Source organism: Bdellovibrionales bacterium, from assembly GCA_016714165.1.
Taxonomy (GTDB): domain Bacteria; phylum Bdellovibrionota; class Bdellovibrionia; order Bdellovibrionales; family UBA1609; genus JADJVA01.
Genome location: JADJNU010000001.1, coordinates 2,015,715 through 2,029,707 on the forward strand (window position 1 = coordinate 2,015,715; position 13,993 = coordinate 2,029,707).

Sequence of the window (13,993 nt, forward strand, 5' to 3'; positions counted from 1 at the left end):
GTGCTAAGATCGACTCAGATAGAGGAAATATAAAAGCAAATTGCTGGCGGCCAAAAGGCACAGATGCAGAACGAGACCTTGCCGCCAAAGTCCTCTCAATCGGGAAGACAAGGGAGACCCCACCGACCAAATACGTGAGCCCAAATGAACGGCAATACCAAAAACTGGCGTCAGCACCAACCAATAAATAGGGGAAGCTGCCTCCAAATACACAAACAGACTTATTAGGCACAAAACAAAAATGAGCTGAGCCGTCACAACAAGCTTTGATTTCTCCAGACCGAGACGACTCATCAAAGTTCTTGTCCTCATTTGCGAATCCGCCAGCATGGTCTCGAAATTGCGAAGCTGAATACAAAGCGAGGCTCCCAACCCAAAAACTGCGCCAAAAATAAAAACCCCGGGTCCAACCCGCGCAGACACCGCAAAAGAGGTCCCCGCAGTTAAAAGTGGACCCATTCCAAAGAAAACCATTAAATTATCCAAGCCCAAATACCTCTCACTACGACGCGTATAAGAAAAGCCGACGACAATCAGAGCCGCTGTCCCGCCAATAGATATCATTATGGGAAACGGACGAAGCCAGAGACAAGGTAGGCCAAACATCAAACCCGACACCCAACACATCCAGGACCATCTTTTTACCTGTTCGGCGGTAGCCCAGCCACGCTGAACAATGCGACTCCCTCCTAAATGTGAGAACCTGTCCGTCCCCGAAAGATGATCACAATAATCATTCAACAAGAAAGCCGCCGCATGTAAAAAGAAGACGGCCATTAATGTACATGCAGCAATGCCAATTTCTATTTCCCAACCAAAAGTGATTGAATAAAAAATCGAAGTTGCCGCCGGCCCCATGGTCAGAGGCAACAAAATCGGCCTGACTCCGGTCAAGAAAGTCATGAATTTACCGGGACAATCGATTTCATCAATTTGCACAATTCGAAAAGTAATTCGCTCTTCGTCTGTATCATGAAATAAAAGATCCACAGGCAAGGCCCTTTCCTCGTTTGAAAATGAGCCCAGCAAATAAGGCATAAAACGCGGATCCGTCCGAGGTATAGTCAGGAGACGGCCTCGCATCGGCGCCTTCTTCAAACTTTTCTCCAATAGAGAGGTTGGGGTAATTTAGCGAGATTATCCAGAAGACCATGATTCTCTTCATCCAAAAGATCACGAAGATTCTCAAGATGGTGAAGATACAAGTCGATCACTTGACTATTCATTCTATCAAAGCTGTCAATTTTTCGCTGATATTCTTCGGCACCTATTGTGCCAATCACTTCCTGCAAACAGGAAGATTTTTTGAACTCTTCACGCTGCTTTGTTGAGAGATCATGGGTCAAGTAGGCGCCAAATGAATTAAGGTACCCAGATTTCAAATCTCCGAGCACTTCCTTCTTTTCAAAATTTCTAATGTTGAAATCCAACAAATCGTCACTTCTCTGAAAAAGGAGCCCCAATAATTCACCGATCTTCTCTAACAACTCATGAAGCTGGCTGTCATAATTCTCCTTGGCAATAAACGGGGCACGAATGCACCACTTGAACAACGACGCCGTTTTTAAGCTATGAACCTGATCAAGCTGCCCAATATGAACATTCCAGTCATGAATCAATGAATCTTGAATCCACTCCCCCTCCAACAAATTGCCGATAATCTCAGCCGTATACTGAATAAGGCGTAGATTTCCATATCGAGAAAGATTCACCATCACACGAGCCAGAAGGTAGTCGCCCGCCAAAACAGCGTATTCGGGAGTGTACTTGAGCCAGGCAGCTGTTTTATTCCTTCTCAATGGGGATCGATCAATAAGATCGTCATGAAGCAAAGAAGCATTATGTATAAATTCAATCGTCTGAGCCAAGAGAGCGATTGATGCCTTATCCAAATCTATCGGCTCCGAAACAAGTGCGATCAACTTTGACCGAAAACCCTTTCCTGAAGAAAAGAGATCGCCATAAAGAGCGCTCAGTTTCGGTAGGTATGTGGGGAAATCGCTCTCGCTGTATATCTTGACCTCTCTCATTTGGACCTCATAAGCGAAAGGCTAGGCTCCGTTCTTTAGCAGAATGACTCTGTCTGTCAAGAAAAACCTCCCAAAACGAGTCTTCGATGTATCTCGATCTTCTGTCTATTTTTAAAAGCAGATAATGTTTCAAATCTCCAGCCTGTACTATATTGCCTTCACAAATGAGCAGTCTAGAACTACAAAACCTCATTGAAGAAAACCACAGATTCCTCCATGACTTTGCTTCGCCTTTGACCATTGCAATGATGGCCGTCGAACTATCGATCTGCTCGTATCAAGCCGCTGAGATATCTCTTTTGGGAACCAACCTGGAAAAAGCAAGGGCTGCCCTTGAAAAAATGTCTTCCCGACTCAAAGAGCACAGGCTAAAGTTGAAACTCGCAGGTCACCAATTCAAGATTGAAAATTGATTATTTTCTTGCCTTCGCTCACCGGGAGGACAAGAGTAAGCTATGAAATTTTCTCGGCAGCTCAGCTGCTCCTTTGATCAGTGTGACCCAGCGGGTATCATGTTTTATGGACATGTTTTTTTTATTTGCCACCAAACTATTGAAGAATTTATCCAACATATTGGCATTCCTTGGGATGAGTGGTTTAACAATCGTGACTTGTCCGTGCCCGTGCGTCACTCTGAAGCAGAATATCTCATCCCCATTCGAGCAGGAGATAAGTTTAAAGCGATCCTTCAGCTCAACAAGCTCGGAACATCTAGTCTTGGATTTGATGTTTGGCTGGTGAACAGTGAGGGGGCGACTTGTACCAAGGTTCGCAGCGTCCATGTTTTCATCAACCGCATGTCGGGAAAAAAAACAAATATCCCAGGTTCCTATGAAGATCGGCTGCGTCGCTACTTATCTAATTAGAAACAGTCGTGTCTAATTGAGGCCTTAAAATTTTCCCAAGTTCAGTGCGGGGAATCTTGGAAACTCCATGAGTTCGTTTCACCTGTTGGATGGGCAATAAGTCCCTATTGAAACTCTCCACCAATTGCTCTACTTGAGCGGCCGTGTAATCAGATTCCGAAAAAACGAGTACGATTTCAAAGCCTGAGCGAGGCTGGGGCGATGCAATCAGAACCACCTCTTGGCTCAACTGAAAAACTTGAACGAGAGAGTGCAGTCGTGCCTCCAAAACATTCAGGCTAACCAATTCTCCCAAAATTTTGATCAGATCATCACGCCGACCAAGAAACCGCAAGGTTCCGCGCCCGATTCTGACCCTGTCCTCGGTTGCAAACCAGCCATTGATTTTCGAATCAATCCAATTCCAGGCTCCTCCCTGAACGTCTTTTTGAATGTACCCTTCCAGAAGCGAACCAGATCGCAGTGCCAACAGTCCTTCACTATCTACTCGCGCCTCCACGTGAGATAACAAGAAAAGGTCCTCAGGAAATTCCGAGTTATCTAAGGATTCCAGACCTGCCGTTGCCACTTGTGAGGAACATTCTGTGAGCCCATAGCTAGGTAAAATTGGCCAACCCAGATTTCGCGCTTCAAAATAAACAGATTCGTGCAGACTCCCTCCACCAACTATCGCCGCTCTCAAGTCAGGTGGCGACTTTATTCGACTTTGAACCAGGTCATAAACTTGAGTGGGGACGAGCGAGATTAAGCTAGCTCCTGACCCATCAATCAAATCTTTCAAAGAACTCACATCCCATTTCCAATTTGAAGGTTTGAATACCCTTGCCCCCGAAACTGAAGCTCTCGCCCAAATGGCCAATCCACCCACGTGAAAATCTGGCAGCAAATGCAACCATGTATCCCTGTGATCAGATTCCAAATGCCTGTTCACAGAAGCCGCTGAATCCAGAAAGCCCTGTTTTGATAAGACTACGATCTTTGCTTCGCCACCAACTGAAGTGGTACCAGAGGATGCAATTCCAATTAAATCCTTCGCCAAACAAAATTCGGCAAACTTATCCATCAATACCACTCGCATTTTATCAGAAATACGTGGATTTAAAAAAAGCACGGGTGGCTCTGTTTTGTCCCAGGAGATGGGACTTGAAGGTTCCAAGGAGCCTATATATGCAGGGGGTTCCACTCCAGCTCCTCTAATTGAGCATCAAAGCCCACTCCCTTCCCCTCAGTTCCCAATTGCAAGGCCCCTTGCTGAAAAATCTGTCTATCAAATAATGACGACCCATAAATCGGTGAGCTTTCAAACCCACCCACATCCTCCTTCTCAGGATTTACCAGATAAAAATTCATTGCAAATGCAAGGGCCATCATTCTTCCAACGGGGTGATCCATTGCATGAGTAAAAACCCACCTTTTATCTCCCCACTTCTCCACACAGTGATCAATCACCTCACCTGAAGTGCGCCCTGGTTTCACAACCAAAACATCTGCCCCTCTCAGGTCCCTTTGAATCGAAAGCGATTGATCGATCGCCAAGCGGACTTGCCATTTCTCCTTAAAAGCCAGCCAAGTCTCGGCATCATATTTAAAGGGATCCTCAATAAAATCGAGACGGCCCAGGAACTCATGTCCTAAGCTACCCAGCCAAGGACCCAAAACCTCTGGCGTCATCATCGAATTAAAATCCAAACGAATTCGCAAACCCTCTGGGACTATTGGAAGCAACCGCCTTAAAAAACCAAAGTCTCTCTGCAAATCACTTCCCAATTTGAGTTTCAAAATATTAAAATCCTGGCCGACAATTTGCTCAAGAAGCGGCAAAGAAAATTGGGAATAATCAGCAAGGGTGTAATGACTCTTCAGCAAAGGTGCAGAGGGAAAAAGACTCTCTCCCCGATGGCGAAATGAGGCATCCCACTGAGCCAACTCCAATGATCGCGAAATCAAAGGCAGAGGACGATCCTCCTGCAAACTCTTGATCTGGTCTCTCCAATTTTCGTCCCCAAAAGTCATCCAAGGATGACAGTCGGCGTAGCCAACTCCCAGCTCATTTAATTCAATTTTAAGAAGAACTCCCTCTCTGATCTGTCCCGTATCGAGAGCATTGAGGACATTTAATGGCTGAAGCTGATATGGACTAAACCAAATTCTCATGAAATCAAAAACCCCAAACTTAATTGCAAGCCAAACAGCAAATGGATCAAACCGGCCCGAACCAACAACTTATTATAAACAGGACCCGGATCATGTACACATATTTGTTTGATCACGCCCCTCGCCCCTGGCCACAACATCAAAGGCAAAAGTGCCGCCCCCCAGCACCCTGAAATGAGCCAGTAAAACGAGAGCGCAAAACTCACAATATAAAGAAGCCGTATCTCCAGGCGGGCAAAACGAGGCCCCCACCTCACTGCAAGGGTGCGTTTATGAGCGGCCATGTCCTGATTTAGATCGCGAAAATTATTAATTGCAATCATGACGGTTGCCAAAAAACCGACTTGAAGCCCTGCAACGATCGCTTTCAAATTCCATTCCCCGGTGTGGATGAAATAAACTCCCCCAACGGCGACAAGACCAAAAAATAAAACAACAAAGATATCTCCCAGCCCCTTGTAAGCGAGGGGATAGGGCCCACCAGTGTAGGCATAGCCAAAAAATAGAGACAATATTCCTATACCGACGACCACGGGTCCCCCTTGAAAAACCAAAGGCATCCCGCATGCTGTCGCTAACAAAAAGAAAAACCCCTGCTCCAAATACCCAGGTAGGGGAAATTGCGCCCGACTGAGTCACGCGTTGGGGACCGAGCCTTTGATTTGTATCCGCACCTTTTCTGAAATCGATGACGTCGTTAAAAAGATTCGTTCCTATTTGAATAAACAAAGTTGAAAGCAAAGCCCAAGCACTCAGCCACCAACGGACTTGGTGGCCAAATCGATAAGCCAATAAGGTGCCAACAACAACTGGAACCACGGCAGCACCCAGCGTCTTTGGTCGTAAGGCCATCAGCCAAAAATTCAATCTCATCTTGTCCATTGCTAGGATTATGGCAAACGAGGAAACCGGTTAAAATCAGGTTTCCTCTTCTCTACAAATGCATTTCTTCCTTCTTTAGCCTCTTCACTCATGTAGTAAAGAAGGGTCGCATTTCCAGCCAAATCCATGAGACCCATCTGCCCATCGCAATCGGCGTTAAGAGATGATTTCAAACAACGAAGAGCCAATGGCGAGTGCTGCAAAATCTCCCTCGACCACTTAAGTGCCTCTGACTCCAGTTGGTCAACGGGCACAACCGTATTGACTAGCCCCATCGCCAGGGCTTCTTTCGCGTCATAACGGCGGCACAGAAACCATATTTCGCGGGCCTTCTTCTGGCCGACAATTCTCGCCAAATAGGAACTCCCCAATCCTCCGTCAAAAGACCCCACTTTAGGACCCGTTTGCCCAAAAACAGCATTGTCAGCCGCGATCGTCAAATCGCAAACAATATGAAGAACGTGCCCACCACCAATTGCAAACCCCGCTACCATGGCGATCACAGGTTTGGGGATGGACCGAATTTGCTTTTGCAAATCAAGGACATTCAATCTTGGAATTCCATCCTCTCCCACATATCCCGCATGCCCACGAACTTTCTGATCGCCTCCAGAGCAAAAGGCCTCATTTCCCTGACCGGTGAGAATCACAACTCCGATACGTGAATCCTCCCTTACCAATTCAAACGCATCTTTGAGCTCAGACACCGTCTGAGGACGAAATGCATTGCGCACTTCAGGTCGATTGATCGTGATTTTCGCAATTCCATCTTCCGTTGTTTCTAACAATATATCTTGGTAATTCTTGATACTTGTCCAAGATTCTCGAGTCATAATCAATTCTCCAGCAGATTATTCTTCGCATTCAAGATGGCTATAATACAAAAGCTCTAAACGAGCCACAGTTTTCCCTAGCCGAACCCCACTAACTTGTCCAGTTAGCTTATGCAAGGATCAATAAACAGCTCTATTTTAATCGAGCAGTGGCAAAACGTCCTTCAGGGTTCCCTTTACAGCAAACTTGAAACCCGCCACAAAAACCTTCACATGACCTTCGACTCGACTACTTGGGGGGGACTCTTCAAGAACTACCACGGCCTCTTTACGGACATATATAGTCGTATTGTCGGTCGTTTTCAATTCCACATACTTTGAAGCCACTGCACTCCCCCTTTTTTGTCAGGTTCGAGTTTACCCGCGAATGAGGCGACTGACAACCTGAGTGAATAAATCTGGCTGATCCAAATGAACGCGATGTCCGGCGTCTGAAATAAACTCAAACTCCCCGTGAATCCCCATCTGGCAGAATTCCGAATACATCTTGGCATATTTTCGATCCTTGTCTCCAGCCACCCACAAAAGGGGAACATCAATCTGACGAAAGTCTTGAACGGATACGAAATGACGGGATGGCGACCATTCTTTGAGAGCCTTTGCCAGATATTCGCGCGAGTGAGAAAACTCGACTGGCGCTGGTCTCAGCGAGCTGGATTTCAGAACTTCCATGTGATTCCAATCCCTCCACAATTCATTCCAAGGTCTCTCCTGAAATGCGAGGCCCCAATTCAATTCCCACAGCCTTCGTTTTCTCACCTCCTCAATGGTTTGAAGTTCTGGCTGTGATGAAACAATCACAGCTCCTTGAAACAATTCAGGATGTGACTTCAAAACGTGCAGCAGCAATCGTCCACCCATTGAATATCCGATGGCAACAATCTTAGATCCGGCTGCTCTCCTGCGCAGTTCGTTGGCAAAGGATTTCGTCCAATCAGAAAAACCAAAATCAGGGCCCAGCGAACCTGGTACGATCAAATCGGGACTCCAGGAGCGATCAACTAAGTTTGCTTGGCGAAGCGCTTCCGAAATGGGAGCTAGATCGCTCCCGTTTCCCCAAAAACCGTGTAGTGTAACTAAAAACACACCGACACCTCTTTCAACGCGAGATAGTTCTGCCAAAAGAAATCCGTCGCCCGCTGATCTGGACGAATCTCAATCACAACCACAGAAGAGAGCTCCGGCAAAACTTCAGGCACTCTGTGCCATCGGTAATAATCGATATTCCAAAGTTCAGCAAAGCCTTCAAAACTTAGATCGTGACGATTTTGAAACAGCGGATTTCCAAACATTCGATGGAATATCCTTCCACCAAAATTATTTATAACGACAAACCTCCAAATTTCCCCTTTCGAAACCGAGAGTGCCCACGGCGCATTCAGATCGTAAAGAGCAGACAAATCACCAACGATTGCCCAATTCTCTCTCCCTTCTCTGCTAGCACCCAAAAAGGTCGAGAACAAACCGTCAATCCCATTGGCTCCTCGATTAGACAATACTTCCAACCCACGATATTCAAAATTCGCTGCCAGATCCCATTCCCGAATGGGAAGACTGTTTCCCAAAAATACCAGACTGCCAAAAGGAATCATCGAAGATAATTCTGAGAATATGCCAGGTTCTGAATTCAAGCTGAGCGACAACAAACTTTTGAGGCGTTCACCGCGCTGCCGGTCGTATATAAAAAAATCCTGAAAACATTCGGTGCTATTTGGCGCTCGAAGCAAGGAAACAGAATCCAAGGACATGACTTGATTTTTCACTCGACTCAATCCGGAATGTCTCCCTGAAGAGAAATTTAACACGGGCCAATCGCTCAATTTGCTTTCTAAATCACGCCACAATCGTGTCGTTGGAACCCCCCCAATGCGAATCACGCCATCAAAGGTCTCTAAAAATCTGGAGCTCTCAAAAATTCCCTCGCCTGATTCAATTCGAAGTTCTTTCAGAACAGAGGATTCTCGCAGACCCGATGTGGCCTCCGCATAGATAGGCAAACCCCAGTCTTTCAGTGCGCACTCCACCATAGGACGAGAAAGGGAAGATAGCCGACTCACCAGCACCAATGGCCTTGAAGCCTCCTTAAAAAAATCCTCGACGCTCTTTGTTTCCGATGACGAAGCATCCATCGCTGAGCGGCCTTTGATCACTTCGCCACGCCAAGTTGGAGTTCCTACTGAACGAGCGAGATCCGGATTCCACTCGGTAACTTCGGCGTCCAAAAAAGGTTCATCAAAGCAAACATTGATGTGACTGGGTTGCGAAAGATCGATTTGTCCCTCCCAAAATTCCTGATCACCTAGATCCCAGGACTGGCTCACAAAGTGGGAAAAAATGCCTACCTGTTCAATGGCCTGAGGAGCTCCACTGCCTCGATACGACTGCGGGCGGTCTGCTGTCACGAGAACAAGGGGTAGCCCCGCATACCAAGCTTCTATTGTTGCCGGCAGCAGTTCAGCGACAGCAGTACCCGAAGTCGTGATGACCGCAACGGGACGTTGAGTCGTTTGAATTCGACCGATCGCAAAAAAGGCCGCTGATCTCTCGTCAAAAAACGGAAGCACATTGATCCCACGGGCCTGAGACAAAACTTCGACAAGCGAAGCATTTCGAGCGCCTGCGCACAAAACAAAATCCTCAACCCCTTGTTCTGCGAGCAATGCGATCAAATTTTTGGCACGACATATTTGATTCATAGACCAAGGTTTTCCAAAACAAAATCGCGCTTCAAAGCAAGTTCAGCCCACTCTCTCTCTGCCTGGCTCTCAATCGTCACCCCACAACCCGTGGCCAGCCAGGTTCTCCCGTCATGCCACTGAATATTCCGAATGGCTACTACAAAGAAAAAATCTCCCTCTGGAGAACGGACCCCAAAAGGAGCTCCGAATCGCCGGGCCTCCAACGGTCGATTTTTTCTCAACCATTCAAGGCCCTTAGCCTTCGGCCATGCACCCAAGGCCGGTGTTGGATGAATACGATCGACAAGTTCAACACACCGAAATCTGCGATTTTGGTCCGTGGCCAACTCCAAATCTGTTCGCAAATGTGTGAGATTCCCCAGATTCCACTCGTAGGTATCGCTCAATTCCAAAATTCCAAAATCCTTGAGAGAGGCAACCAAAGCATCCACCACAACCTGATGCTCAAACCTCTCCTTCGAGTCCAAGAGCAACTCTCCTTTTGCAAATCCAAAACCCCTTGTGCCTGCTAAGGCCATACTGGAAATATTTCCACTTCGTTGACTCACCAACAACTCGGGGGTGGCTCCGAGCATGCCCTCTTCTTTTAACCAGAATCCGTAGGGGAAAAGCTCCCCCCGGGGCCCGCGGAGAGAGACTATTTCCCAAAGGATATGGATCAGTTTGTCTTTCGTTATAACTCCCTCTTGATAAGCCGTGACAACAGGAACGGCCTTTTGCAGGTCTCCTTTTTTGAGGGCGGCCTTCAGTTCCTCAAAAACTGACATAAATGCTGTTTTATCAGATAGCTTCCAACTCTTATCAAATGCACAGGTTGTCCCCTCCGGTCTTTTCAACTGAACCCGCTCCAAGACCCGAACCGATTTAAAATTCCACCAGGGCCGAGCCCCCTCCAAAAAGAAGTCAGGCGCATAGAAATACCACGAGCCATCTTCTGGTCTCTCCTCTTGGCTTTGCAGATCGCAACCAACAATGATTTTACCGTCAAACCAGGGACAGAGTATTCCCGATTGAAATGTTCCTAATCCAAATAAATCAGGGTCCTCGCTCTCATCCCGTCCCAAGCCTCTGTGTGCTGTTGTCTTTGACATTTGCCCTTCCCACCGTTTAACTCAATCTTTAAAAAGACTGGTGATGCCGATCTGTTTCCTGTATGTTACTGGAGCCGAAAAGAGCAATTATTCTTCTAGGAATGGCTCCTCTCCGCAGGGGGTTGGATCGGCAAATAGAGGTGAGAATGAATGACAAGACATTGCCCGTCAAGCTGGGTCCCCATTTGATAGGCGGCCACAACCCATTTGTAGTTATTTCCGGTCCCTGTTCAATCGAATCTAGGGAACAGTTCCTAAAAATTGCTAGCCAAGTCAAAAAATCAGGTGCTATCGCCTTCAGAGGGGGAATGTTCAAGCTTCGCAGCAGTCCCGAAACCTTTCAGGGTATGGGAAAGGATGCTTTTTCTATTGTTCGAGAGGTGAAAGAATTAACTGGCTTACCTTTTTTTTCTGAAGTTACGGACCCACGTGAAATCAACGACATGATGGAATTGGTTGACGTGTTTCAAGTGGGGTCGCGCAATATGCACAACTATGCACTTTTAAAGGAACTTGGCCAGATTCGTAAGCCTATTCTCTTAAAACGCGGTTTTGCTGGATTAATCAAGGAATGGTTGTTGGCCGCTGACTACATTGTCAAGGGAGGCAATGATCAAGTCATTCTCTGCGAGAGAGGTATCCGCACTTTTGAAACGAGCACCCGCAATACCTTTGATCTCAATGCAATAGCCTACGTTAAGCAGTACACATCGTTCCCAGTTATTGCGGATCCATCTCATGCGACAGGAGACTCTCGATTAGTGATTCCCATGTCTCTCGCCGCCGCCGCCGCCGGGTCGGATGGACTTATCATCGAGACACATTATGCACCCGAGGAGGCACTGTCGGATGGTTTTCAAGCAATTGATTTCTCCCAATTTGATCAATTGATGGATCAACTTGAGAGACTTCTTTCCGCCCTCGGTCGGCGTCTAGCGAAGTCGGTCTAAGTATGGCGGTACATCCTGAAGGTCCCAATCCAGATTTTATTAAGAACCTTTTTAGCTCCATTTCTGAGGGCTACGATCGAGCCAATGATCTCATGACGTTCGGCGTGGCTCGAAAATGGAGAAAGACTCTGGTCCATCGGAGCAAAGCCAAATCTGGAGATCATGTTCTTGACTGTGCAACGGGAACAGGCGACTTGGCAATTGCCTTTAAGGAAGTTGTGGGATCGCAAGGAGTCGTCATTGGGACCGATTTTTGCCTAAAAATGTTGGATAGGGCTTCAGAAAAGGTGAGGAGGCTCAATCTCGATATTGAATTCTCAGAAGGCGATGTCATGGACTTGAGCTTTCAAGATAATTCTTTCGACATTACAAGCATCGCGTTTGGCATTCGCAACGTTCAAGATCCGATAAAAGCCCTGGGCGAAATGGCGCGTGTGACTCGGTCTGGAGGACGAGTGATGATCCTTGAAACGGGAAATAATCAAACACCCATAATCGGATTGATTGTTCGTATCTATTTTCAGTTCGCTGTTCCATTCATTGGTGGACTCGTCACAAAAAAACGCCAGGCTTATGAATATCTAAATCATTCATCAAACCATTTTCCTAGTAATGAAAATTTCTTGCAACTCATGAAAGAGAGCAAAGCCTTTTCAAAAATTGATTGCCAAGCCCTGCTGGGAGGCGCTAGCTATCTTTACACGGGAGTCGTAGAATAAATTTCTTAGCAGATTTTTTCTTCGTTAAACCGATGATTTTCTTTTTTGTTCTATTTTTTGATGTACAAAGTCCAGCACTCGACGAAATTCGGCACCGGTAAATGGTTTTTCGAGAGTTTCGTCAATGAGAGCAAGATCCTGACCCTCCGCTTCATTGAGTGAATCCAAAAACCCCGAAATAACAATGACAAGAACCTCATTCATTATGCTTCGGATATGACGAATTAATTCCAATCCAGCCATCGTCGGCATTCGCAAATCAGTGAAGAGAACCGCAATATCTGGATGATTCATAATCTCCTCCAGAGCCTCACTTCCATTTCTAGCGAGAACAACCTCAAACCCTTCGGATTGAAGCCTTTGAAAGAGCACATCACGGACGAAAACTTCATCATCTACAACAAGAACCTTCACTTTCATCTTTTCATCAAATCGTGAGCTCGTCGGGATCTTGAATTCAAAACATGTTCCCTGCTCATTTGAGTATTTCAGCTTCAACCCACCGTGATGAGCCTTCACGATTCCCATTGAAACTGAAAGACCCAGCCCAGGACCCTTCCCGATGTCCTTCGTAGAAAAAAATGGGCTCATCACATTTTGTTGAAACTCAATTGGAATAGGTGGGCCGTTGTTATAAATAGAAACGACCGCAAAACCATCCTCCACCTTCTCCTCGACTCGCAGCTTCAAGCCCGATTTGATTTGAAATTTTTCATCTTCCATCGAATCAAAGGCATTGTTAACGATATTTAAGATCACTTGCTCCATCTGATTTTGATTAGCCTCAATCAGAACAGGACCAGGTAAGTTTGAATCAATTTCAACACCCAAGAATTTAGCTCGTGGTTCAAGTAAAAAAAGGCCGTCGCGAATGACTTGTGTCAAATCAACTTTTTTCAAGTCAGTTCCCGCCGGAAGTGCGGCCGATCTCATTTGACCAATAATCTGAGTCATTCGCTCAATAGACCGATAGATGGGATAGAGAATGCCTTCTACGTCCTTGCTGGACAAAGGTCCCTTTGCAACTTTGAGTTCAAGAATCTCAGCCTGCCCTTGTATGACCATCAACGGATTATTCATTTCGTGTGCCACAGACGACGCAATTCTTCCAAGATCCGCAAGTTTAGACATTTGATAAATGGATTTTAAATCTTCAGCCAATCTCTGCTTTTCTGCCACGTCTTTTGACAAGTCAAAAAAAGACAATAGGAGCAGTTTCCTCCCCTCCATAATCAAGCCTGAGAATGAACATATCACTGGGACAGAACGTCCACTTCTTCGGAGAACACGCAGATTGTATTCGGTAGGCATAAAGGCATCGAAATCGATCTTGTATAGATCTCCTACCGACTTGAGTGTAGCCACAGCTTCAGAATCAAACACTGAAACCCAATTCAATCCGACAAGAGTATCCATTGGCTTTCCAATGAGCTCTTCACTTCGAGGATTAGCATAAATAATATTCAAACTTGAGAAATCAACCAATACAATAGGAAGGCTCAAACGCTCCCACCAGACGCGCGCCTGTGATAGAATTTTCAGGATTTCGGAGTCGGGCTTGATCACCAGTATTCCTCACTCGTCACTATTCAAATGTATTCGACCAGCTATCTTCCTTCTTTCGTTATCGGCAAATATCAAGTTTCCTCCAAACTGAATTGTTAACTTCAAGAAGGTGAAAAAAATCTCCATTTTAATGATCAAAATCTTTGCAACTTCAGCTCATTTCACCTCATGTGCAAAGGTCCAGTTCAGTGTAAATCGCATTA

At 46.1% G+C, this 13,993-nt stretch carries 14 protein-coding genes and 1 pseudogene; 4 read left to right on the forward strand and 11 right to left on the reverse strand.

From position 1 onward, the window contains the following. Positions 1-3: 3 nt before the first annotated feature. Together IPJ71_09110 and IPJ71_09115 are read right to left on the reverse strand one after the other, a co-directional pair. Positions 4-1,098, reverse strand: coding sequence for a prenyltransferase (locus IPJ71_09110; protein ID MBK7843840.1), 1,095 nt, complete (start codon positions 1,096-1,098; stop codon positions 4-6). Next, entirely contained in the window at positions 1,095-2,030 is a 936-nt protein-coding gene (locus IPJ71_09115) for a polyprenyl synthetase family protein (GenBank protein ID MBK7843841.1), read from the reverse strand. Before IPJ71_09115 ends, IPJ71_09110 begins: the two co-directional genes overlap by 4 nt. Before the next feature lie 164 nt (positions 2,031-2,194). On the opposite strand from IPJ71_09115, the gene IPJ71_09120 reads away from it, so the two are divergent. Next, the gene (locus tag IPJ71_09120; GenBank protein ID MBK7843842.1) at positions 2,195-2,443 is read left to right on the forward strand and encodes a hypothetical protein; all 249 of its coding nucleotides are present in this window, start codon (positions 2,195-2,197) and stop codon (positions 2,441-2,443) included. Positions 2,444-2,485: 42 nt separating this feature from the next. Continuing rightward, positions 2,486-2,896: an acyl-CoA thioesterase gene (locus tag IPJ71_09125; GenBank protein MBK7843843.1), complete on the forward strand. Its 411-nt coding sequence runs from the start codon at positions 2,486-2,488 to the stop codon at positions 2,894-2,896. On the opposite strand, the gene IPJ71_09130 is transcribed toward IPJ71_09125, so the two are convergent. From IPJ71_09130 to IPJ71_09165, 8 genes and pseudogenes are all read right to left on the reverse strand, one after another. After that, positions 2,889-4,079 carry an acyl--CoA ligase gene (locus IPJ71_09130; GenBank protein MBK7843844.1) on the reverse strand — a complete coding sequence of 397 codons (1,191 nt, stop codon included), beginning with the start codon at positions 4,077-4,079 and terminating at the stop codon, positions 2,889-2,891. The two genes, IPJ71_09125 and IPJ71_09130, sit on opposite strands and share 8 nt — an antisense overlap. Next, a complete protein-coding gene (locus tag IPJ71_09135; protein MBK7843845.1) occupies positions 4,058-5,050 on the reverse strand; it encodes a hypothetical protein in 993 nt (330 codons plus the stop codon). The genes IPJ71_09130 and IPJ71_09135 overlap by 22 nt, the downstream gene beginning before the upstream one ends. Next, a pseudogene (gene menA, locus IPJ71_09140) lies at positions 5,047-5,932 on the reverse strand (1,4-dihydroxy-2-naphthoate octaprenyltransferase). Before menA ends, IPJ71_09135 begins: the two are co-directional and overlap by 4 nt. Before the next feature lie 8 nt (positions 5,933-5,940). Continuing rightward, a complete protein-coding gene (gene menB / locus IPJ71_09145) occupies positions 5,941-6,765 on the reverse strand; it encodes a 1,4-dihydroxy-2-naphthoyl-CoA synthase (protein ID MBK7843846.1) in 825 nt (274 codons plus the stop codon). Positions 6,766-6,903: 138 nt separating this feature from the next. Further along, the gene (locus IPJ71_09150; protein ID MBK7843847.1) at positions 6,904-7,092 is read right to left on the reverse strand and encodes a hypothetical protein; all 189 of its coding nucleotides are present in this window, start codon (positions 7,090-7,092) and stop codon (positions 6,904-6,906) included. Positions 7,093-7,122: 30 nt separating this feature from the next. Beyond that, entirely contained in the window at positions 7,123-7,851 is a 729-nt protein-coding gene (locus IPJ71_09155; GenBank protein ID MBK7843848.1) for an alpha/beta fold hydrolase, read from the reverse strand. Continuing rightward, the gene (gene menD, locus IPJ71_09160) at positions 7,842-9,461 is read right to left on the reverse strand and encodes a 2-succinyl-5-enolpyruvyl-6-hydroxy-3-cyclohexene-1-carboxylic-acid synthase (protein ID MBK7843849.1); all 1,620 of its coding nucleotides are present in this window, start codon (positions 9,459-9,461) and stop codon (positions 7,842-7,844) included. Before menD ends, IPJ71_09155 begins: the two co-directional genes overlap by 10 nt. Further along, the gene (locus IPJ71_09165) at positions 9,458-10,555 is read right to left on the reverse strand and encodes a chorismate-binding protein (GenBank protein ID MBK7843850.1); all 1,098 of its coding nucleotides are present in this window, start codon (positions 10,553-10,555) and stop codon (positions 9,458-9,460) included. Before IPJ71_09165 ends, menD begins: the two co-directional genes overlap by 4 nt. A gap of 101 nt (positions 10,556-10,656) precedes the next feature. Here IPJ71_09165 and aroF point away from each other — a divergent pair, with 101 nt between their 5' ends. Both aroF and ubiE read left to right on the forward strand, forming a co-directional pair. After that, positions 10,657-11,505: a 3-deoxy-7-phosphoheptulonate synthase gene (gene aroF, locus IPJ71_09170; protein ID MBK7843851.1), complete on the forward strand. Its 849-nt coding sequence runs from the start codon at positions 10,657-10,659 to the stop codon at positions 11,503-11,505. Positions 11,506-11,507: 2 nt separating this feature from the next. Beyond that, the gene (ubiE, locus tag IPJ71_09175) at positions 11,508-12,224 is read left to right on the forward strand and encodes a bifunctional demethylmenaquinone methyltransferase/2-methoxy-6-polyprenyl-1,4-benzoquinol methylase UbiE (protein ID MBK7843852.1); all 717 of its coding nucleotides are present in this window, start codon (positions 11,508-11,510) and stop codon (positions 12,222-12,224) included. Positions 12,225-12,248: 24 nt separating this feature from the next. On the opposite strand, the gene IPJ71_09180 is transcribed toward ubiE, so the two are convergent. Then, positions 12,249-13,790: a response regulator gene (locus IPJ71_09180; GenBank protein ID MBK7843853.1), complete on the reverse strand. Its 1,542-nt coding sequence runs from the start codon at positions 13,788-13,790 to the stop codon at positions 12,249-12,251. Positions 13,791-13,993 lie beyond the last annotated feature (203 nt).

Bases quoted from the DNA above. Each gene is read 5' to 3' on its own strand.
- IPJ71_09115 (MBK7843841.1), bottom strand. From the start codon at position 2,030: ATGAGAGAGGTCAAGATATACAGCGAGAGCGATTTCCCCACATACCTA.
- IPJ71_09120 (MBK7843842.1), top strand. From the start codon at position 2,195: ATGAGCAGTCTAGAACTACAAAACCTCATTGAAGAAAACCACAGATTC.
- IPJ71_09125 (MBK7843843.1), top strand. From the start codon at position 2,486: ATGAAATTTTCTCGGCAGCTCAGCTGCTCCTTTGATCAGTGTGACCCA.
- IPJ71_09135 (MBK7843845.1), bottom strand. From the start codon at position 5,050: ATGAGAATTTGGTTTAGTCCATATCAGCTTCAGCCATTAAATGTCCTC.
- menB (MBK7843846.1), bottom strand. From the start codon at position 6,765: ATGACTCGAGAATCTTGGACAAGTATCAAGAATTACCAAGATATATTG.
- menD (MBK7843849.1), bottom strand. From the start codon at position 9,461: ATGAATCAAATATGTCGTGCCAAAAATTTGATCGCATTGCTCGCAGAA.
- IPJ71_09165 (MBK7843850.1), bottom strand. From the start codon at position 10,555: ATGTCAAAGACAACAGCACACAGAGGCTTGGGACGGGATGAGAGCGAG.
- aroF (MBK7843851.1), top strand. From the start codon at position 10,657: ATGGCTCCTCTCCGCAGGGGGTTGGATCGGCAAATAGAGGTGAGAATG.
- ubiE (MBK7843852.1), top strand. From the start codon at position 11,508: ATGGCGGTACATCCTGAAGGTCCCAATCCAGATTTTATTAAGAACCTT.